Genomic DNA, 21,435 nt, shown 5'->3' with positions numbered 1-21,435 from the left:
AAACATCATATCACGTCATTTTGTTATCAATTTATGCCAAATGTTTTTTCATAGAACTAAATACTAATGATAACTTTATTTCCTGTGCTTATAATACAAATAGTAATTTTAATTCGGTAAATCCTAATTTCCTTACCACGACTTCCAAAAAAGCCTCCCATAAAAATGATGAAATGTCCTCCAAATAATTTACCTAAATTCAACAACTCCCTTTCAGACCTACTTTTTCCTATTTTTAGTATCAAAACAGTATCACTGAGGAGATTTTTGCTCCTGCAAAACGCTGAAATACTGTATTTTCAACGGTTTTATTGACAGAAACATATTTATTACTCTATTCCCACTCTTCTTTTTCTGCTGTTCAATATATCCAAAACCGTTCAAGATAAAGGCTTCTCGTTTGTTAGATGCTGGAAAATTTGTTTAAATTAAGCTCATTTTTAGATTTTTTTACCCGTACCAGTCCCAGTTCCAATATGATATTTACTTATCTTATAATTTTATTAAAGAGTGAAACCCATTTCGTAATATATTCATCAGGTATCATTTCAGAAATATTACCTGATATTAAGTCGCGTTTAATATCCTTTGATAACTCAACTTTATAACCTTGAATTAAATCTATAGAATAAGTATTCGCCCACTCTTCAATTTGGCTTATTACTGGTTTATTTCTATCAAATTCATCTTTAAATCTAAAGTCCCTATCATTTATTATTCTTTCAATTGGTCGTTCTAAAATCACTTCAGGAAACAAATCTTCTATTTCAGCATTTTCAATTCCAACAAATTTTTTTATCATTAGTATTTTATCTTTGTCGTTAGAATATAACTCTTTTTCTAATTTAGAAGCATAATCTTCCCCAGACTTATCTGAATCTAATACAACAACTGGAAGTTCTTGCTGTTTCCCAGCAATCAACGATGTTAATTGCTTCACTGACTTTACTCCTCCTGCTGGTACAAAAATCATCTCCTTTACAGGCGAAATTTTATTAGTAGAAATGAGATATTGCTTAATAGCGTTTAAATAAAACTGATCAGATTGTCCTTCAACAACAATTAAATTGCATCCATTTAATAACCCTTCCGATACAGACAATCCTAATGCTGCATGAACCGCATATACCGCTCCTGTTGCATTTTTCTTTTTCTCCCCGGCTCTCAAGTCTTCAGATACTTTTGTATATCCTTTATCATCAACAAATACAACCTTAGTTCTCTCAAGATGATTTACATCAACTAAAAATGGAGAATGTGTAGTTGTAATTATTTGATTTGTAATAGAAAGATTTTCAAAAAAATTCAATAAATCTTTTTGAGCCATAGGATGCAACGATGTACCAGCTTCATCTAATAATAAAACACAATTTTTATGTGAGTCCTTACTTTCTACTAAAAATACCATAAAAAAACTTAAAAACCATTGTAATCCTGTGCTTCTATCTTCTAAAGGAATACGTGCTGGGCGTTTTTCGTCTGAAACCCAAATTCTAAAATACTCACCATCTGCTCTCAAATCAAATATATAGTCCCCTTGCTTCCACCATTCCTTAAAATCTTTTGTCAATTTGGTAGATGCTGAATTTAATAATACTTCTCTCTCTTTGGTTTTTTCTTGACCAGCTTTAATCTGTTCCTCTGTTAATTCGGTGATTGTTCCATATTCTTTTGTTCTATATGAGTATTGCCCCATCTCCATTATTTCATCAGGGCTTAAATTAACATAATCAAACAAAACTTTCAAAGTTCGTATTTTGGCATTAAATTTTTCGCTATGTTCTTTAGTAGATTTAAAATCTTTTATAACTTTCGGCAAATATATTTCTGAATCTAAATTACCATAATTAGCATAGTACACAAAACTAGGTAAATTTTTTATAACCAAGTCCCGTATATTGGAATTCTCCTCTTTATTCAATAAATTTACAATTTCATCCAATCCAGAAAATTTTTCAACAAATTCATCAATGTGGGGATTTATTGATGATGTTGCCATACTACTTTTTTCTATTTGGTTTACTTCTTCTTTTAATTTCAAATACTGATTTGTTGATATGTTAGTTTCTATTTCAATTTTAGATAACAAAGCATCTAGTTTCTCTATTAAACTTTCTTTAAATCCATCTTCTCCTTTTCCTGCATTACTCAAATCATTAACCTTTGTTTTAAAATCACCTATTTTATCCAAAAGTATATTTTTAATTGTAATTCCTCTCTCTTCAAATTTTGGAAATTTCACAATATATTTTCCAGCATAATTTCTTGATACTAATACATCATCAAAGATCGAAGCATCTATACAAAATTCATTTGATAAATCTTCAATTAAATCTTTTTTTATAATTTTAAATTCAGCATCTATAAAATAATGTTGTTCTGGATTTGTCCTGTATTCTGCTAATTTTTCTACAGGCATATCACTCGTGAAAATTATCTCCCCATTTCTTGCTGGATTCAATTTCCACAATGCCAATAATAAGTTGGATTTTCCCGCTTCATTAACACCTATTAAGTTGGTTATGTTTTCACATTTTATAACTCCGCTATCCTGTACTGATTTAAAATTCCTAACTCTAAATTGTACTAATTTCATACTTTCCATTGTAAATTTACACCTCCTCTAAAGCACTTCCTCAAGCAATATCCATCTATCATTATTCGTATCATCCACATACTCTGTGTTATTCAGATACAGTTCATCATTTTTATCTCTAACAAACCCAAACTTATACTTATGCTTATTCGCAAACTGCTTAAATGCTTCAAACTTATTTTCTATTTGAACATCAATATTTTTACTTTGTCCTTGATTTTCTCCACCTTTTGTTTCAATTAGCCATATTGTATCGTCCTTAAGCTGCACAATATAATCCGGATAGAATAGTCTTTGCTTATCAAAATTTGTTCCATAAACGATTGATAAATATTGCTGTCCACTGTCTCCATTCTTATAAACATACTTCACATTTTCATTTTTCTCGCAATATTTCTCAAATAGTCTTTCTGAAGTCGAGCGAAAATCATCTGTAATCATAGAGGTGTTATATCCTTTATACACATTGCTTCCCAGCTATTTTACATACCGTTCAAATGGAACATACCTGTAATGCTCTTCAAGAGGAATCTTAAATTCTTCCGTCTTATTCTCAAGGAACATAAGTTGATCCTGTCTTTGCCCGGAAAACTCAATAAAATCTCGTTTTAGAAATTCTGCATTGTTGATAATAAAAGCATAATATTCCCGCAAGGTTAAGTTTAAGAGTTTGTAATTATTATTACCGAACCCTTTTAAGAATAATGTTTTCAAGATCTGACTGGTTTTATTATATACAAGTCCTACATGCTTCTTTATAGCATCAACATTATGCTGAAGTTCAATACCATGTGTATGGGTATTTACTTCAATTGACATAGCACTATAATTAACAACTTCTTCTCTCACTTCCATTAAAGTTGTATATTTACCAATTAAATACTGTCTTGATAGTGCTGTTCCAAAAACAAAACTGTTATTTTCTAGTAATTTAACATTATCCGCCTTGATATTTGAAAGATGATACTTTTCCTTAAAAAACTCATAAACTCTGTTTCTAATAGCCTGCTCATCAACATAACTGCCGTCAAGGTTTCTTATCTCTTTAACCAGTTTTATATTTTTAGGTTCTTCTTTGATAAATACTCTTTGAGTTTCAAAACCATTGCCAGCTTTAATAACCTCCAGTTTATATTTTTCGTCAAAAGTATAGAGATAAGAGCAGTCTAAAATTTCTTTGCCGTAATGTTTTGCTTTAGGCATACGTCTTAAACGACCAAGAGTCTGGATTTCAAAGGTTTCACTCATATTCTCACGAAGTTTAACGAGTATCTTTGCACGTGGGCAATCCCAACCTGTCGCCAGAGCTTGTTTAAATAGCAAAAATACAGGAGTTGCATTTGATTTTGTTACGCTATCATCTTCTGTTGTTCCAATATTTATTTTCCCTAATTTCTTTGACTTCCTATCTTTATCCTCTTTATTTTCTGCTGAAAACCAACTTGCAAGAAGCTTATTCTCATATGAATATCCCATTAAATTCAGCTTCTCTTCCACGTGTTCTATTAAATCATCATTCAAGTTAGGAAATTGAACTAATACAAGAGGTCTTATATCTTCCTTTTCGTCAATATAAGCCTGAGCAATTTGCTTTCGAATTTCATCTGCTTTTTCTAATAAAATATCTGTCTCATGTAATGTATTTTCGACTGCTACTGTATCAAGCCCATCATTAATGTACATAAACCTTGTAATAAGTCCTTCGTTTATAACATCAATCTCAGGAATCTCATAGAACTCTCCGACCACCCTTTTATTAGGAGTTGCCGATACACGAATTTCATATTTTGCATTAATACTCGAGATAATATCATCTGCCTTTGAAGTATTATTCTGATGTTCTTCATCAATGATGACAATAAAATTTAAGTTTCTATTATGTGCTTCACTAATTCGTTCAAACAGATTTTTCCTTTCACTATCTCTTATAGCAGTATTATCTTTTTTAGTAATAGCCTCCCAATTAATGAAATAGGTAGTCGCACTTTCAAAACCGGTATTTAAAATATCGAAAACATTTCCTGTTTTTAGCGTTGGAGCAAAGCGTTCCATTTTTTCTTTCGATTGTTCTTCAAGTTCTCCCTTTCCTGAACAGAACCAACAAACTACACTATCTCTATGAAAATCGAGATATTTTTCAATATATGCAACTAAAATAATAGTCTTTCCACTTCCTGTCGGGCTCTGCATCACAATCTTAGGTTTGGAATTGCTGTCTGTTGTTTTGCTAAATAAGAAGTCAACGGCATCTTCTTGAAAATTTTTAAGTTTAATATTTATCATAGCTCGCCAACCTCCTTTAGTTCTTCTCTGAAATAGTATTCCGGAATTTCAATGATACTGACCCCCTTTTCTTCAAGTATTCTTTGATTACTCCGTGATAGGAATATACCCGAACGCACAAATAATTTTCCGCCATTTTCAATTTTAGATATAGCTTTATCTAACGCATCTTCATCGTCAAGAATAATATATTTCTTATCATCAAGCTCGATAGCATATTCCAGTTCAATCAACTCTCTAATATATTCCATCATCTTATCTGAGATACTTTCCTCATCATCAGAAAATTTTGGTATAAAATCAGTTTTATAATATTTCAGATTATGTGGGAATTCCTCTTGAATATTCTTAAGTCTTTGATAAGTAATTTCCTCGCAAATATTGTTTTCATTATTCGTACAGAGAATATATTTACGATTACCACCATCTTCCTTATTAAGTTGCATAACAGCATGACCAGTAGTGCCTGACCCAGCGAAGAAGTCAAGGATTATATTATTTTTACGACCAGATTCATTAAATTTGACCAAATAAGATACTAAGGATTTAGGCTTTGGATAATCCATGCTATTATTTGGAACTAATTCGAATAGCTCTCTTTTAGCAGTCTCATTTGTATCTACTCCACATTCTTCTTTTGAAATTATATCGGAAGGACGCTTGCTTTTTATTACTTTTCTAATAAAACGAATTGATAGCTTTTTACTTTTCACGATAAATGTTGTCCCTAAATCAACTTCTTTATTCAAAGTCTCTTGAGTCCATTTAAATTCACCACTTATTGTAAAATCTTTATCAGCTAATCCATCAATTATTTTTATATCATTTTTTAATTCAACCCTGTCGTAAATTCCAGGTTTTAATTCTCCATCAAACATAAACTTGACACTGCCTTTTTTAAAGAAAATGTCCCTAACATTATTTCCTCTATTCAACAACGGAACATCTCCACCGTCCACTGTTCCGCCATTATAATTTATTGAATTTCTTATTTTTTCATAACAAATAATATATTCATACTTGTTCCTGACTTTTTGTGACAATGATGGTGCTGTAGCAGTTTTGTTCCATTTATAAACTGCAATAAAATTATCCTCACCAAATATACTGTCACATAGTAATTTTAATTGAGCCTGTTCGTTATCATCAATAGAAATAAATATTACTCCATCACTCGAAAGAAGTTCTCTCGCAATCACTAACCTTTTCTCCATAAATGACAACCATTTACTGTGTGCATATCCATCTGTTTTATCTACAAATGAATCATCATAAATAAAATCTTTATTCCCTGTATTATAAGGCGGATCAATATAGGTAACATCAATCTTTCCCTTGTGAGTTTTCTCCAATAATTTCAAAGAATGAAGGTTATCTCCTTCAAGTAAAAAGTTATATGGTTCATCTTCGTTTGCTGTGATTTTTCTCGTCTCATCTTCTATAAAGATCGGGATATTATGTTCCAGCATTTTATCGACTTTTTCAGAGTGTTCTTCCCATACAAGACCATATTTCTTTTCATTAAGTGCATTTTCTATCTCTGTAATAGCACGAATGTTTTCATCATTATTATTTTGTACCTTCAATTTCTCAAGATACTCAAGCATTTTTTCTCGCTTGATTTTAGATAAATTCGCCATACTCTACCTCACTTTATTTACAAGACTCTTAACCAAGTCTTTATCTTCTATTTTCGTAATTCCAAAACTCTTTTTACCAACATCTTTGATAGAAGCTCCAATATGATAAATTTCTGCTTTATCTATGATCAAAAATCTATCGTGAAAATCCATAGTAGTTTTAACCGATAGCTTTGGATATTGAGCGTTAAATTTCGTTACATCTTTTGTTGATAAGCTCCCTTTGCCGGCTGTCGTAATAGTAACATCCACACCTTGATTTTTCTTGCACAGAATATTTAAGGTGTTGACATCTACATAGTTATCAATTAAGATTATTTTTTTCTTAGCCTTTTTAACAAGTCCCACAATAAAGCTAAATGCATCATATATTTGCCCATCGAAAAAAACATTTTGCTTAACCTCGGTATTGGCAGCTATGTAGTTAAAGACTTCCTCCAGTTTCCTATCTGTTCCTGATTGTTTTAACTCAACTCTATCAAGACGAGCAAACATTTCTCTGTTAGAAAGCAAAAAGTTTCTCATCTCCACAAAGCTATTCATAATTTTAATACTGACTTCGACTGCTACATCGCTTTTAAGAACAGCAGAAAGCATGGCGATACCTTGTTCTGTAAATACATATGGCATATATCTTCTGCCACCCGAACCACTTTCTTTTTTTGTGGCGACATTTTGGCACCTCAAAAATTCATACTCTTCTTTAGTCAATTGAAAGCAAAAATCCTCTGGAAATCTATCGGCATTTCTGCTTCTCTGCCTGTTTAAATATTTTGTTTCAACTTGATATAGAATAGCTAAGTCACTGTCTATCATCACTTGCTTATCTCTAATGGTATAAATCAGATTCTGTATTTCTTTATTATCAACAATGACGAGATTTTTATCTTCTGCCATAAATACCTCCATCCTTTAAAACTTGAGATTCCATTTTGCCACCTCAAGTTTTTTATTTCTTTTGCTCTATAATTGAAACCATATCTCCAAAATCAACACCTTAAAAAAATCGGACTTGATTTTTCATCAGTCCGTTTTTTTGTTGAGCCAATAATTATCGATAGCCTTTATTGGCAAATTATCCAACTTTTCAAATAGCTCCTTTGGTTGGAAATTCATCTAATAAAAGAATTGCTTTTTCTATCTGTTCAACAGTGCTTATAGCCGATTAAGAAGATAACAAATGATTCGCAATGTAGTCATAAATATCGTCTATATCTTGAACCGCCTTAGTTGATAACAACACACGATACTTACCAAAGTGTTTCGTCCTCAATGCTTTCAGTGTCATTTCTGCTTCATGCAATTCACCATCTGATTGAATATCACGTTCAGCAATTGAAATAGCCTCGTCTATCGTTATATGTTCCTAAACGTTGTTATGTAGGAGAAATTCCTGATAAATTTTATCAATATACTATTATTGATGAAGCTACTAGGGAAAGATTTATTTTCCCTTTTAAAGAACAATCATCATATTCTACTGTTCAATTTGTTAAAATGGCTATTGATTATTTTGGGTATAAACCTAAGATAATTCAAACTGATAATGGTTTTGAATTTACGCATTTTAAAGATACTAAACGAATACACCCTTTTGATGTATTGTGTAATAATCTTGGCATTAAACATCAACTTATTAGACCTAGAACTCCTAGACATAACGGTAAGGTTGAACGTAGTCATAGAAATGATAATGAACGTTTTTACAGGCATTTATCTTTCTTTTCGTATGATGATCTTGTATCTCAGATGAAAAAGTATCTATATCGCTCTAACCGTCTTCCTATGCAGACTTTAAATTGGCTTTCTCCTGTTGAAAAAAGAAAAGAGCTACGGAAAGAGTCTATAAAAATATGCCGGCTTTATAATTCCTTGTTAGATAATAGATTTCACAACTTATTTGTCAAGGACAAGGGCTACGCCTTTTTCAAATCCTTGACAAATAAGTTTTAGAAATCTGAAATGTTCTCTAAGGAATTAAAGCTGGCAAATCTAATCAAATAATGTAATTTACGTCGGGGGCTTCATACGGTTTACATAGAAGCTGGCTTCTATGTAATTCTATTATATCCGGTATTTATTTTTTACTTTTTTTGTCTCACATCATTTACAAATGTACAAAAAGCTACCTCGGCTAAAAGGTGGCTGCTATCTGACTAAATGAATAAAAGAAACGTTAATTCCAAGAACAATTATTATTTATCATTTTTGTTATTGTTAGAATTTAAAATTTCTCTAATAAGCAAGAAAAGTAAAAGTTCTAAAGAATTGCTCAATGTTTCCACCTCCTCGGTGTTAATTATTCAAGATAGCAAAATAATTATAACATAAAAATAAAAAGAACGAATAATCCCAATTAGTTTTTTCCGGAGCTAGAGCAAAAAAAGGGAGACAACAAAATAAAAATGCGATTTTTTCGCTATAAAATATATAGAGAGAAAGCATAAAAAATAATTAATTGTTTTTCCGTATGCTTTCGCAAGGAATAATAATAGCGAAAAATTAAAAAAATCAAGGGATAGCAAGGAAGATTTTTTTTATTTATTATTAAATAAAAAAAATACTCTTGCCCTTGAATTTTTTAAAGCAAACAACATAAAATTGGTGATGAGGGTAGAATTAGAAATAAAAAGTTAATAATTTTTTTTATTTTGATATAAGAGATAAAAAAATTCGATTAATTATTTTTCTTTAACTAAACAGTTTGTTTGCTTTTTAGTTTTTTTTATGTTATTTTTTCCCTGTATACTAGTAAATTTACTTTTTAAAAATTACAATTTTTATTTATATTAATTAATTTTTATATATATTAATCAAATTAATTTTAAGGAGGATTTCATTATGAATAAACCTTTTAAGTTAGCTGGTGCTATAATATCATTAATTCCTAGAATAGGTGTTTTTGGAAGTGCAGCAGTATCAATAATTGTATCTGTTGTTGTTGGAAATTTAATATCTAATAATTTCGACTATAGTAGAGGAATTGTGGCATATTTTAAATATGGACATTTAGTACGTATTTACAGCCAATAGATAAAATGTATATAAGTTTAGAATCTATTTTATATTTTGGTATTCCAGGTGGTATAGCTGGAGTATTAGTTTATAAATTAATTGAGAAACGTAGAAAAAAAATAAGAAAAAGCGAAAAGATTAGATAAATTTCAAAGATAAAGAAGATCATATGGTCTTCTTTATTTTTGAATAAAACGAGAAAAATAAAAATAAAAAAAAGAAAGACAGCACACCATAAGGTTGACCAGTGCTGTCTTTTGCTCCTTGCTTTTCCGCAAAACCTTAATCGTCATTATAAATGAAAACAAAAAAGAAATCAAGAAAAAAAGTCAGCCTGGTCAAAGGCTAACTGCTACCAAGTCTAAACGAATTAAATAACACATTCCTAAAAAAGGTTATTTTTTATTATTGTGGTAAGAGTTTAACTCTCGAACCAAATAGATAAGCAATACTATTTCAATAAGGTTTTGAGTTTGTCATATATGAAAAATTATTTTTTGTAATCTGGATAAGTGTACATTTGTAAATGATGTGAGACAAAAAAAGTAAAAAATAAATACCGGATATAATAGAATTACATAGAAGCTAGCTTCTATGTAAACCGTATGAAGCCCCCGACGTAAATTACATTATTTGATTAGATTTGCCAGCTTTAATTCCTTAGAGAACATTTCAGATTTCTAAAACTTATTTGTCAAGGATTTGAAAAAGGCGTAGCCCTTGTCCTTGACAAATAAGTTGTGAAATCTATTATCTAACAAGGAATTAAAGCCGGCATATTTTTATAGACTCTTTCCGTAACTCTTTTCTTTTTTCAACAGGAGAAAGCCAATTTAAAGTCTGCATAGGAAGACGGTTAGAGCGATATAGATACTTTTTCATCTGAGATATAAGATCATCATACGAAAAGAAAGATAAACGCCTGTAAAAACGTTCATTATCATTTCTATGACTACGTTCAACCTTACCGTTATGTCTAGGAGTTCTAGGTCTAATAAGTTGATGTTTAATGCCAAGATTATTACACAATACATCAAAAGGGTGTATTCGTTTAGTATCTTTAAAATGTGTAAATTCAAAACCATTATCAGTTTGAATTATCTTGGGTTTATACCCAAAATAATCAATAGCCATTTTAACAAATTGAACAGTAGAGTATGATGATTGTTCTTTAAAAGGGAAAATAAATCTTTCCCTAGTAGCTTCATCAATGATAGTATATTGATAAAATTTATCTGGAATTTCTCCTACATAACAACGTTTAGGAACATATTTCACATCAAGTTGCCATTTTTTACCAATTTCAGTAGGTGTATCATAAGGTTTAGGTTTATAAGGAATTACTTTTTTCTTAGTATCTTTATAAAAACCTAATTTTCTAAGTACTCTAAATAAAGAACAAGGATGTCTTTTATAACCTTTGTTGAATTTAAGTTTAGCATATAATTCAATCATAGAAATATTAGGGTTACGTTTAATAAGATTTTTAATCCAAGACAATTCTTCAACTGTATGGGCGTTAGGGTGAATAGAATGAGGTCTATGAGACTTATCTATAAGAGACTCTTTAGTACCGTCATATTTTTTATTCCAACGCAAAAGAGAGGCTTTTGATATTTTATAGCGCCTACAAATAAAGCGGATAGAGTTACCATTTCTATAAGTTTTAACTGCAGCTATTCTTGTTTGTAAAGTATGAGGTATATATCGTTGTGTTTTTTCTATATTTTCTGTTATAATAGTTTTCATAAGAGTAAATTCCTTTTTTTGATTTGTAGGTAACTTCATTATACAGGATTTACTCTTCTTTTTTTTATTATATGTCTCACATCTATTGTAACACTACAAAATTATTTTTTGTAATCTGGATAAGGGAATTGACAAAAAGAAAGTATTAGTTTAAAATTAGTGTATAAGCAAAAAGTAAATATAATTTGCATAGAGAAAAGACAGGACCGTGAATCCTGTCTTTTTTATATAGGCTAGTTACTTTTTAAAAAATCTATCTAACCATTTGCAAATATAATAAGCAAATACACTTGCCATGATAGAAATAATAAAAGTAAATATAATATTAAGCATAGAGTTACACCTCCCTCTGTTACGAGATTAGTGAAAAAGTAACGATGTAAGTATAACACGAAAACGAAAATAATACAAAGTCATTCTTTCCGGTGCAGAGCAAGAATGTTAAAAAGAGAATAATAGGGCGATTTTTTTGCTATATACTGTAAGACCGAAAGCATAGAGCAAATAATTTATTCTTTCCGTATGCTTTCGCATAAGAGGAAAATAGCAAAAAATAAAAAAAGTAAAGTATCAGCAAGGAAGATTTTTAAGGTTACGAAAAAATACTCTTGCCCTTTACTTTTTTTAAGCTAATAAATTATATTATTTTATTTATTGGTTGCAAAATGGTTGCATTTATGGAAATCAAGTATTGTTATAAGTTGATTATACCAACGATTTGATAAGTTTTTACAATTATTCCCACTCAATCGTTGCCGGTGGCTTACTTGTAATATCATAGACTACACGATTAACGTGAGCTACTTCGTTTACTATGCGAGCTGAAATTTCTTCAAGAACTTCAAATGGTATATGTGCCCAACTTGCTGTCATACCGTCAATACTTGTTACCGCCCTAACAGCAACTGTATAATCGTAAGTTCTTACATCTCCCATAACCCCTACTGAACGAATTTCTGGAAGGCACGTAAAATATTGCCAGATTTCTCCTTCTAAGCCACGTTTAGCGATAACATCACGTAGAATAAAGTCACTATCTCTAACGATTTGAAGTTTTTCTTCCGTTACTTCTCCTAAAACACGAATACCTAATCCCGGACCCGGAAATGGCTGACGCCAAACGATTTCATGTGGTAAGCCTAGAGCTTCTCCTAATGCACGAACTTCATCTTTGAACAATGTATTTAAGGGTTCAATTAGTTTAAAACGCATGTCTTTTGGAAGTCCACCTACATTGTGATGCGATTTTATCGTTTGGGCATTTTTTGTTCCTGATTCTATGACATCCGTGTAAAGTGTTCCTTGTGCTAAAAATGGTACATCATGTAATTTAGCACACTCTTCATCAAAAACATAAACAAATTCATTTCCGATAATTTTACGTTTTTGTTCCGGATCACTAACCCCTTTAAGTTTTCCTAAGAAACGCTCTTTAGCATCAACCTTTATTAAATTCATATTGAAACCGCCGGCAACTTCTTTACTAAATGTAGACATAACACCCTCAGCTTCGCCTTTTCTAAGTAATCCATGATCAATAAACATACATATTAGTTGTTCTCCGATTGCTTTGTCTAATAATGCGGCAACAACAGATGAATCAACCCCACCTGATAAGGCACATAATACTTTTTTATTTCCAACTTCTGCACGAATTTCTTCAATTTTTTCTTCAATAAAATTTTGAATAGTCCAGTTTTCAGTACAATGACAAGCATTACGGATAAAGTTTTCCAATAACTTATAACCATATTCAGAATGACGCACTTCCGGATGAAATTGGAAACAATAAAATCCTTTTTCTACATTTTCTGCTGCGGCTATTGGACAATTATCACTTGTTGCTACGGTCTTAAATCCTGAAGCTAAAGAAACTACTTTATCAGAGTGGCTCATCAGCACTTGTTGAGTGGTCGGTGTATTTTCAAACAATTTAGCACCTGTCACTACATTGATATTATGTGCTCCGTATTCTCTGCTTGTAGCCGATTCCACCTTACCTCCTAATTTATGTTGCATAAGCTGCATACCATAACAAATACCTAACACCGGAATACCTAAGTTAAATATCTCATCATCAATAGTTAGGGAGTTCTCTTCATATACGGAATTTGGGCCACCTGATAAAATGATACCTTTAGGATTCATTTTTTTTATTTCATCAATTGATATTTCATTATCATGTAACTCAGAATAAACACCTAACTCACGCACACGACGTGTAATAAGTTGATTATACTGACTTCCAAAATCAAGAACTAATATAAATTCGTGTTTCACAGCGTTCCTCCTAGTTTTTTTATAAATAATACTTTACCATTATATCAATTAATATGAAATATGTAAAACTTTAATACGGAAAATGCTGAATTATTTTAGTGAAATTTAGTTTATACTAAAAAATTTCAACTAAATAACGAATAATCTCCTATATAGGTATATCAAATTTTACTTATCTTGGACAATACTCAAAAATTATTTTATTTAGGGGAAGCTTTGTAATATTTATTTATTTTTCCTGTCTAATTTGATTTTACAATCTTCCTTAGGTTTTAAAATCAAAAAATGCTAAGTAATTATATTTACCGGCTCTGTGTCAAATACGGGGCATGAGAAAAAATAAGGATAAAATGCTAAGCAATGCAGTGTTGCTTGGCATTTTTCAAAACGCCCTTAAAAGAAATATTATTTTTATACTCAGAAACAAATAACCTAGAAACAACTAAAATGCGTAATCTAAAGTTATAAAAGCTATTATAACCATAAGAAACTCTCTTTAAAACCTTTATCTTATTATTAATACCCTCCAAAGAACCATTAGAGATAGAATACCTAACACTATTAAGCATATACTCTTTATGTTTTCTCATAGTATTAATAGCCTTACTAACACCATCAGATAAACCGATAGTAGATTTTTCAATTAATTCTTTAAACTCCAACTCATTTCTATACCTTATCGCATATCTAATATCCTGAACTCTCTCATAGCTAGCCTTAAATATACAATCTAATCCTAATAAATAATCTAAAATATCACGTCTAGTAACTAAACTCCTAAAACTCCTATTAAAGAAAAACCTACCATGAGTAACATTACTTTCATCTTCTAATATTAACTTCCAATTATTTTTTAAAAGAGTATAATTAATACCTTTTTGTTTTTTGTAAATATTCATTAGCTTAACTCTAGTTCTATTAAGTTCTCTATTAACATTTTGAATAATATGAAACCTATCTATAACAATTTCAGCATTAGGAAACTTATTTCTAATCAACTTCATATAAGGAGTATAAATATCAATACAAATAGCCTTAACATTACTTCTAGCCTCTTTAGAAAATCTGGAAAAATAATTATTTAAAATATACTCAGTTCTACCATCAACTATATCAATAATCTCATGAGTTAAAGCATCTAAAAAAATAAAACTCATACCATTTTTACTATCTTTAGTAAACTTTAACTCATCAAAGCATAAATACTCAGGTAAGGTATTATAGTTAAGAATGTCTACATGGGATTTACATTTATAAAGAGTTCTTATAACAGTATTAACCGATACATTATTCATTTTGGCTATTTGTTTAAAAGATAAAGTATCAGCTAAATCACTCATTATAGAAAACTTAACATTTTTAGAAATACTACAGTATTTATCTACAAAAGAAGTAGTAGCTACAAATTTTTTATTACAAGTTTTACACTTGAAACGTTGCTTTCTTAGTTCCAAATAAGCAGGGATACCTGATATTTTTAATAGATTAATTCTAGTAAGTTCATTAAAGCCGTTTTTAACTACAGTATAACCTTTATTAAGACAACCACAGCATTCACACTTCTTGGGTTTATATGTTAAGGTACCTTTGAATACAAAGTACTTTTGATTATTTTTTATAGTTTCGTTATGTGTTTTCTCAATAGTTATATTTTTATCTTTTATTTGTAGTAGGTTTTTAATGAATTCTCCCTCTTTTATTTCTTTTGTTTTTGTGTTAAAATTATTGATGACAGATATCCTTTCATAGTTTATTTTTTTGCACTTTAATTATATTGGATATTTGTCTTTTTGTATATTAAAAAACAATACGAGGTATGGATTTTTCCCATGCCCCGTATTTATTATACAACCTATTTACCTAGCACTTTTATCATACTTCGTATTTGACATAGAGGCGAACTTTAAAAATCCCTACAATATTTTCCTATTTTTCTTTATTATAGGATTAGAATTTATTATATTTATCTTCCTAATTTTCGTAGAACAATGTTTATATTAATACCACCATAGTTTTTTATAGCGGTGACCTATTTGCAATGATAAATCTTTTTTATTCTGGTCTGCTCCGTTAATATAAAGTTTCCCAGCTTCGTACATATCAACCATCTCATTCGGTACGCTTGATATGACGATGCTGCCATTATTTTCAGTTTCTATTTGTGAAAATTTCACTGCATAATTTCCTGCCGGCAAATCGTCAAAATACCAACGCAATGTATAAGTTTGTAGGGGGATTTCCCAATACAACTCACGATAAATAAATGTATGTTCTCTTACTACTTTATTATTTTTTTTATCAATAATTTCAACTTTATAACGTGAGTTATTTTTTTCATCATATGATGAAATATAGCCTCGAATATAATTGAAACTGCGAGTTGCCTCAAATGTTTGTTCTACCTCAGTATCTTTATTTACCCTGACAATACCGTCTCTTAAATAGTTATCCGTTGCATAAATGCTGATTCCGTTAATCACACGTGAATCATAGTCTAAATTCATTGAATAAGATGGGCGTAAAAAACTGTCCGTTCCAATTTGCAAGGCAAAAACAACAGCAAATGAAATATATAATTTTTTCTTATAACGATCAAAAATAGTTGTTTCATAACGTTCAGCAAAGAGTATTAACCCTTTTGCCCCAAGTATAAAAATAATCGGCAGCCAAGCGTAAACATAGCGAGGTTTAGCTTCCCAAATCAGATGGAACATAAATACTCCGAATATAATAATTTGGAATAAGAAACACGATGTAATATATTCTTTACGTCGCTTGTAGATATAATAAACCATACCAAAGATTATAACGACATATATCATCTGCGAAATATAGACAAAAAAGCTGTTATTACTGCCATAAAATAGCTGCCATAAAAAACCGTCGCCATCACGTAAAGCACGTGTTCCGTTGGTGTAATTTATAGTCCCGTCACTCCAATTACCACGTATTTTTAAGACAAATACCAATAAATTTAAAAATAACGGTCTATGTGTCAGACGATTAAAGAATAATCCTAAATCATCCGCCGCTTTATTTTGACTAAGATATGTAAATTGAAAATCTTGCCAGTTATAACTTCCACCTTGAATACTCATCCCCATCATTACCCAATGTAACATTGGAAATCTGTATCCTGCGTCTTGAATAAAACCATAGTGATTCCACAGCATATCAAACCCTTTACCAAAAATAATAAACGATATAGCGAAAGTTACAAGTAATATCATTAAATTTTTATACCATTTGAAAAACAATAGATAAACAATAAGGGCAGGTAAAACAATAATAATATTTGAACGTAAATTCCAGCCAAAAGCGATTAATATAGCAACCGCTACAATATGTTTTGTTCTAAAAATAAAACTGCCGTCAGATGGGATAAGTACATAAATGATAAGCGATACCATAATAACCATTAAACTATCTGAATAGTAAAATAAACTATACATTTGAAATGGAATATATAATAACATCAGCGCCAGTATAATTGTTTGTTTTTGCTTTGATAACAATTTCCCTGCCGTTTTAAATGTTAAATACATTGTGACTGAAGTAATAGCAAAACAAAAAATATGCAATGCCCATACTTCTGATATATGTAATACCCCGGCTATACGATATATCCAATATAAAATAATCGTAGGATTAATATTATTCGGATAAACTAAAAAATAACGCTCACCTGAAAATTTTCCATAGTTTAGCATATAATGTGATTCGTTTTCTATTTCAGCACCATCGGAAAAATTCAGCGTATCCATCGATAGAATAATAGCTTGAAATATTAAATATACCACAACAATAATTCTATTGTATTTTTTTAACAATTCTTCATCTGTGTTTAGTATTTTTTTTGCCCCGTATATAAATAACATAAAGAACACCGGAACACCTAATAATAAAGCAAGCGGATTGAGAATACGCTCATAAACAAACGGTGCAACATATGCCCAAATAAGCACTATCGTAAAAAGTCCGATAAAAACATATGCAAACACATTATGTAAAATTCTTCTCATTACTATCCCCTTTCTTTTCTGTTTAAATGACCGGCAAATACTATCGGTGATATATTCAATAACATTTTATTTATAAAACTGTCGGTAGCGAAATAATGTTTCTTCGTTTTTATTAATTGAACCAATTCTACTTCTTCTTCCATATTATCATACATACGAAGTATATCAAGCCATAAATAACCGCATAGTAAATTAAGAGTTTCTTCGTATTTTTTCCCTTTTTTAAATACTTCTATTCTTTCGGTAGCATTCATTATTCTTCTTGTTGAAGCTGAAATCATCGCCTGATTACGAACAGTTTTTTGTTCCGTTAATTCTCTATAACTACATTTATCACTTTGACAAACTTTCATAGCGAGATCAAATGTTTTCAGTTTAAAATATAAATTCTCCAACGCCAACATATCTTCTTGGAATTGAAGATTATAAACATCAAGAAATTTTTTCTTAAACAAACAAGATGTTAAATTATAGTCTATATCATTTTTAAATATTTTAATTTCAGTTATTAAATAATCTACTCCGGTAATTATTTTATTTTCTAATACGGTACTATAATTTTTTCTAGTTGCAATGGCTATATCTAAGGAATTATTGTTTGCTGAGGAATATAATTTTTCAAAATAATTTTTTTCAAAATTTATATTTTCTTCGAGAAAAATCACATATTCTCCTTTGGCAAATTCCAATGCACAATTTTTTGCGGCGGCATTTGACCCTAGTTGCTTTTTAATGTAATTAATCTTACTGTTATCGTGATTTGTAATAAATTCTTCTATTTTCTGTTCGGTTGAGTCATCAATAATTATCACTTCAAATTCTTGCATTGTTTGATTAAAAACATTTGCTAATACATCACGTAATCTACTAATACTTCTAAATGCTGCAAGAACAACTGTTATTTTAGTTTTTCCTGACGTTTTTATTCGTTTAATTAAAATTTCATTTCCCAAAAGCATTGTATCTAAAAAAATGTCTTTTGTTCTGTCTAGTGTTCTACTCATTATCATTCCCCTATTCTAAAAGGTTTATATATCTTAGTTATTATAGCATAGTTTGAAAATTTTTTCATTTATTAGCAGAGTAATAAATAAAATGATATAATGTAAATAATTACAACAGTTTAGGAGATAATTTATGCCAAAAGCCTATATAGGAACATATACAAAAAAGGAAAGTCAAGGTATTTATAAAGTAGAATTGGATGTTCAGGGAAAAGTTAAAAATATTGAATCGGTAGCCAAGATAGAAAATCCGACATATTTAGACTTTTCTACAGATAAACAATATTTATACAGCGTATCAAAAAAAGATAAGAGCGGTGCCGTAACAAGTTTTAAAATTTTACCCGATGGAACATTAGAAGAACTTACATCAGTTGAAAAAGAGGGCAATCCTCCTTGCTATGTAGAAATAAGCCGGGATAATAAATATCTACTGTCAGCTAACTATCACACCGGAACGATTGACAGTTATTCCGTAGTAGATGGTAAATTATCCTCACTTTTATCTACGGATATACACTTCGGTAGCAGTATCCACCCTCGTCAAGAAAAGCCCCATGTCCACTTTTCAGGCTTTACACCTGATAATAAATATGTATTCAGCTGTGACTTAGGTACTGATGAAATCACAACATACACATTAGAACACGGTATATTATCAAAACGATATACCACTCCTGTAAAAAGTGGTAGCGGACCTCGTCATATTATCTTTGACAGTACACTAACCCATGCATTTGTCATTACCGAACTTACAAGTGAAGTTATAGTTTTTGATTATGACGATGGTAAGTTGTCAAATCCTAGATACTATGCAACCTTACCTTCTAATTTTGTTAAAGAAAATAAGGGCAGTGCCATAAAAATATCAAATAATAATCGTTTCATATATGTATCAAACCGTGGTCAAGACAGTATCGTCGTCTTTAAAAATAATAACGGCATCCTAACCCATATCCAAACTATTAGCACCTATGGGCAAAATCCACGTGATTTTAATTTGAGCAAAGACAATCATCTTGCCATTGCGACAAATGAAACAAGTGGAACCATTACAACATACATGGTTAACACAATTACAGGGAAATTAACAGCTGTCGATAAAGAAATTTCGGTACCTGAAGCAGTTTGTATAAAATTTTATTAAAATCATTCATATAAAATGGTTTTATATAAATATAGAAAGCATTTTCCTTTATTTTGCCATAACCTAAAAAAAGAAGTGAAGTTTTCACCTCTTTTTTTATTTGTAGTAACTTTTGATAAATTCTTTAGTAATGATTAGCAGTAAAACGGATTTTCCGATCAACTCTTTATAGTAACGAATTTCATTTCAAAATACGAAAAGACCGACTTATCAGTATAAGCCGATCCTTGTATAGTTTTTACTATTAATCTATTACAGACACTTTTAAAAAGTTAGTAGAGCCTACATTACTTCTTGAAGTATTCACAGGAATACCACCGGTAATCACAATTGCATCACCTTTTCTAGCATATCCCGATTCTTCTGCAATTTTCTTCGCTGTATCCAACATTTCATCTGTTGATTTTACCTGTTCCGAAATTTTTGCATCAACTCCCCATACAAGACTTAAACCACGTGCTACTTTTTCACTTGGTGTCACTGCCAAAATTGACGCATTTGGTCTATATTTGGAAATTAAACGTGCTGTTTGCCCAGATTCTGTATATGTTACGATTGTGTGCAGGTCTAAGTTCAATGCTGTGTAACCCACAGACACTCCTATAGCATTTGTAATATCTTTTGATACAATTTTTTTTGAACGATCTTTTAGGATACGTGAATAATCTTGCATTTCTTCTGTATGTTTTGCAATGGTTGCCATAGTACGAACCGATTCAATCGGATAAGCACCGGCTGCTGATTCTCCTGATAACATAATCGCATCAGTCCCGTCGTAGATTGCATTCGCTACATCTGATACTTCCGCACGTGTAGGGCGTGGATTTTTTTGCATTGAATCCAGCATTTGAGTTGCTGTTATTACAAATTTACCGGCACGATTACATTTAGTAATAATTGATTTTTGCATAATCGGTACTTCTTCCGCCGGCACTTCTACTCCAAGGTCACCACGTGCAATCATAATACCGTCTGATACTTCAATAATTTCATCAATATTATCAATAGCCTCTTGACATTCAATTTTAGGAATAATTTGAACATGCTCGCACCCTTCCTCTTTAAGAATGCGTCGTACTTCTAATACATTTTCTTTTGTACGGACAAACGATGCTGCCACAAAATCAATATCATTTTTACAACCGAAACGAATGTCTTCTTCATCTTTTTCAGTAATTCCCGGTAATTTTGTTGAAACTCCCGGAACATTTACACCTTTTTTGTTTTTAAGTACCCCACCGTTTTGAACTGTTGTATAAATTAACCCGGCAGCTGTATCTACATTATTTACTGTTAAACCGATTAAACCATCATCTAATAAAATAGTATCCCCGGCTTTTACATCGTGTACCAATTCTCCATAAGTAATTGAGAATTTATCCGCTGTTCCCAACACTTCTTCCATTGAAACGATAACATCTTTCCCTTTTTCTAAGATAATCGCATCATTTTCCATATTATGTGTTCTAATTTCCGGCCCTTTTGTATCTAATAAGATTGCAAGGCAGGTACCCGTTTCTTCTCTTACTTCTTTAATCGCTTTAATACGTGCCCCATGCTCAGCATAATCTCCGTGTGAAAAGTTTAAACGGCATACATTCATTCCCAGTTCTACCATCTCGGTTAATCTTTCTTTTGTTTCTGATTTAGGACCTATTGTACAAATAATTTTCGTTTTTTTCTGTATCATATAATTATT

14 protein-coding genes and 1 pseudogene are annotated in these 21,435 nt (G+C 30.7%); 3 read left to right on the top strand and 12 right to left on the bottom strand.

The window, feature by feature from the left end; translation table 11 throughout:
- Positions 1–487: 487 nt before the first annotated feature.
- The 6 genes from AXE85_RS01650 to AXE85_RS08815 form a co-directional block, all read right to left on the bottom strand.
- Complete coding sequence (locus tag AXE85_RS01650; RefSeq protein ID WP_062172759.1) at positions 488–2,605, bottom strand: AAA family ATPase; 2,118 nt, start codon at positions 2,603–2,605, stop codon at positions 488–490.
- An 18-nt stretch (positions 2,606–2,623) separates the two neighbouring features.
- Positions 2,624–3,037, bottom strand: coding sequence for a hypothetical protein (locus AXE85_RS08445; RefSeq protein ID WP_197415956.1), 414 nt, complete (start codon positions 3,035–3,037; stop codon positions 2,624–2,626).
- 36 nt (positions 3,038–3,073) lie between these two features.
- Positions 3,074–4,879: a DEAD/DEAH box helicase gene (locus AXE85_RS01645; RefSeq protein WP_197415955.1), complete on the bottom strand. Its 1,806-nt coding sequence runs from the start codon at positions 4,877–4,879 to the stop codon at positions 3,074–3,076.
- Entirely contained in the window at positions 4,876–6,519 is a 1,644-nt protein-coding gene (locus AXE85_RS01640) for a site-specific DNA-methyltransferase (protein ID WP_062172757.1), read from the bottom strand. Before AXE85_RS01640 ends, AXE85_RS01645 begins: the two co-directional genes overlap by 4 nt.
- A 3-nt stretch (positions 6,520–6,522) precedes the next feature.
- Positions 6,523–7,416: an ORF6N domain-containing protein gene (locus AXE85_RS01635; RefSeq protein WP_062172755.1), complete on the bottom strand. Its 894-nt coding sequence runs from the start codon at positions 7,414–7,416 to the stop codon at positions 6,523–6,525.
- Between the two features lie 268 nt (positions 7,417–7,684).
- On the bottom strand, positions 7,685–7,807 hold the full coding sequence (locus AXE85_RS08815; protein ID WP_257721424.1) for a type 1 periplasmic-binding domain-containing protein: 123 nt from the start codon (positions 7,805–7,807) through the stop codon (positions 7,685–7,687).
- 71 nt (positions 7,808–7,878) lie between these two features.
- On the opposite strand from AXE85_RS08815, the pseudogene AXE85_RS01630 reads away from it, so the two are divergent.
- Positions 7,879–8,352 (top strand): annotated as a pseudogene (locus tag AXE85_RS01630) (DDE-type integrase/transposase/recombinase); the annotation flags it as partial.
- Positions 8,353–9,360: 1,008 nt separating this feature from the next.
- Positions 9,361–9,552 (top strand): hypothetical protein, encoded by a 192-nt coding sequence (locus AXE85_RS01625; protein WP_062172750.1) that lies wholly within the window; start codon positions 9,361–9,363, stop codon positions 9,550–9,552.
- 747 nt (positions 9,553–10,299) lie between these two features.
- On the opposite strand, the gene AXE85_RS01620 is transcribed toward AXE85_RS01625, so the two are convergent.
- The 5 genes from AXE85_RS01620 to AXE85_RS01600 form a co-directional block, all read right to left on the bottom strand.
- Positions 10,300–11,283, bottom strand: coding sequence for a DDE-type integrase/transposase/recombinase (locus AXE85_RS01620; RefSeq protein WP_062174648.1), 984 nt, complete (start codon positions 11,281–11,283; stop codon positions 10,300–10,302).
- Positions 11,284–12,018: 735 nt separating this feature from the next.
- Complete coding sequence (gene guaA, locus AXE85_RS01615) at positions 12,019–13,563, bottom strand: glutamine-hydrolyzing GMP synthase (RefSeq protein WP_062172749.1); 1,545 nt, start codon at positions 13,561–13,563, stop codon at positions 12,019–12,021.
- A 353-nt stretch (positions 13,564–13,916) separates the two neighbouring features.
- Positions 13,917–15,206 carry an ISL3 family transposase gene (locus tag AXE85_RS01610; protein WP_231723814.1) on the bottom strand — a complete coding sequence of 430 codons (1,290 nt, stop codon included), beginning with the start codon at positions 15,204–15,206 and terminating at the stop codon, positions 13,917–13,919.
- 354 nt (positions 15,207–15,560) lie between these two features.
- Complete coding sequence (locus tag AXE85_RS01605) at positions 15,561–17,585, bottom strand: glycosyltransferase family 39 protein (RefSeq protein ID WP_062172745.1); 2,025 nt, start codon at positions 17,583–17,585, stop codon at positions 15,561–15,563.
- Positions 17,586–17,587: 2 nt separating this feature from the next.
- Positions 17,588–18,589, bottom strand: a complete 1,002-nt coding sequence (locus AXE85_RS01600) for a glycosyltransferase family 2 protein (protein WP_062172744.1) — start codon at positions 18,587–18,589, stop codon at positions 17,588–17,590.
- Between the two features lie 133 nt (positions 18,590–18,722).
- On the opposite strand from AXE85_RS01600, the gene AXE85_RS01595 reads away from it, so the two are divergent.
- The gene (locus AXE85_RS01595; protein ID WP_062172742.1) at positions 18,723–19,736 is read left to right on the top strand and encodes a lactonase family protein; all 1,014 of its coding nucleotides are present in this window, start codon (positions 18,723–18,725) and stop codon (positions 19,734–19,736) included.
- A 244-nt stretch (positions 19,737–19,980) separates the two neighbouring features.
- On the opposite strand, the gene pyk is transcribed toward AXE85_RS01595, so the two are convergent.
- Positions 19,981–21,426: a pyruvate kinase gene (gene pyk / locus AXE85_RS01590; RefSeq protein ID WP_062172740.1), complete on the bottom strand. Its 1,446-nt coding sequence runs from the start codon at positions 21,424–21,426 to the stop codon at positions 19,981–19,983.
- Between the last annotated feature and the right edge of the window lie 9 nt (positions 21,427–21,435).

The organism is Gemella sp. oral taxon 928 (assembly GCF_001553915.1).
In the GTDB taxonomy this organism is placed as follows: domain Bacteria; phylum Bacillota; class Bacilli; order Staphylococcales; family Gemellaceae; genus Gemella; species Gemella massiliensis.
This window is presented reverse-complemented; position numbering and strand designations above follow the sequence as displayed.

Excerpts from the sequence above, each read along its gene's own strand:
- AXE85_RS01635 (WP_062172755.1), bottom strand. The coding sequence starts at position 7,416 with ATGGCAGAAGATAAAAATCTCGTCATTGTTGATAATAAAGAAATACAG.
- AXE85_RS01645 (WP_197415955.1), bottom strand. The coding sequence starts at position 4,879 with ATGATAAATATTAAACTTAAAAATTTTCAAGAAGATGCCGTTGACTTC.
- AXE85_RS01605 (WP_062172745.1), bottom strand. The coding sequence starts at position 17,585 with ATGAGAAGAATTTTACATAATGTGTTTGCATATGTTTTTATCGGACTT.
- AXE85_RS08815 (WP_257721424.1), bottom strand. The coding sequence starts at position 7,807 with ATGACACTGAAAGCATTGAGGACGAAACACTTTGGTAAGTATCGTGTG.
- AXE85_RS01625 (WP_062172750.1), top strand. The coding sequence starts at position 9,361 with ATGAATAAACCTTTTAAGTTAGCTGGTGCTATAATATCATTAATTCCT.
- AXE85_RS01650 (WP_062172759.1), bottom strand. The coding sequence starts at position 2,605 with ATGGAAAGTATGAAATTAGTACAATTTAGAGTTAGGAATTTTAAATCA.
- AXE85_RS01600 (WP_062172744.1), bottom strand. The coding sequence starts at position 18,589 with ATGAGTAGAACACTAGACAGAACAAAAGACATTTTTTTAGATACAATG.
- pyk (WP_062172740.1), bottom strand. The coding sequence starts at position 21,426 with ATGATACAGAAAAAAACGAAAATTATTTGTACAATAGGTCCTAAATCA.
- AXE85_RS08445 (WP_197415956.1), bottom strand. The coding sequence starts at position 3,037 with ATGATTACAGATGATTTTCGCTCGACTTCAGAAAGACTATTTGAGAAA.
- AXE85_RS01620 (WP_062174648.1), bottom strand. The coding sequence starts at position 11,283 with ATGAAAACTATTATAACAGAAAATATAGAAAAAACACAACGATATATA.
- AXE85_RS01640 (WP_062172757.1), bottom strand. The coding sequence starts at position 6,519 with ATGGCGAATTTATCTAAAATCAAGCGAGAAAAAATGCTTGAGTATCTT.
- AXE85_RS01595 (WP_062172742.1), top strand. The coding sequence starts at position 18,723 with ATGCCAAAAGCCTATATAGGAACATATACAAAAAAGGAAAGTCAAGGT.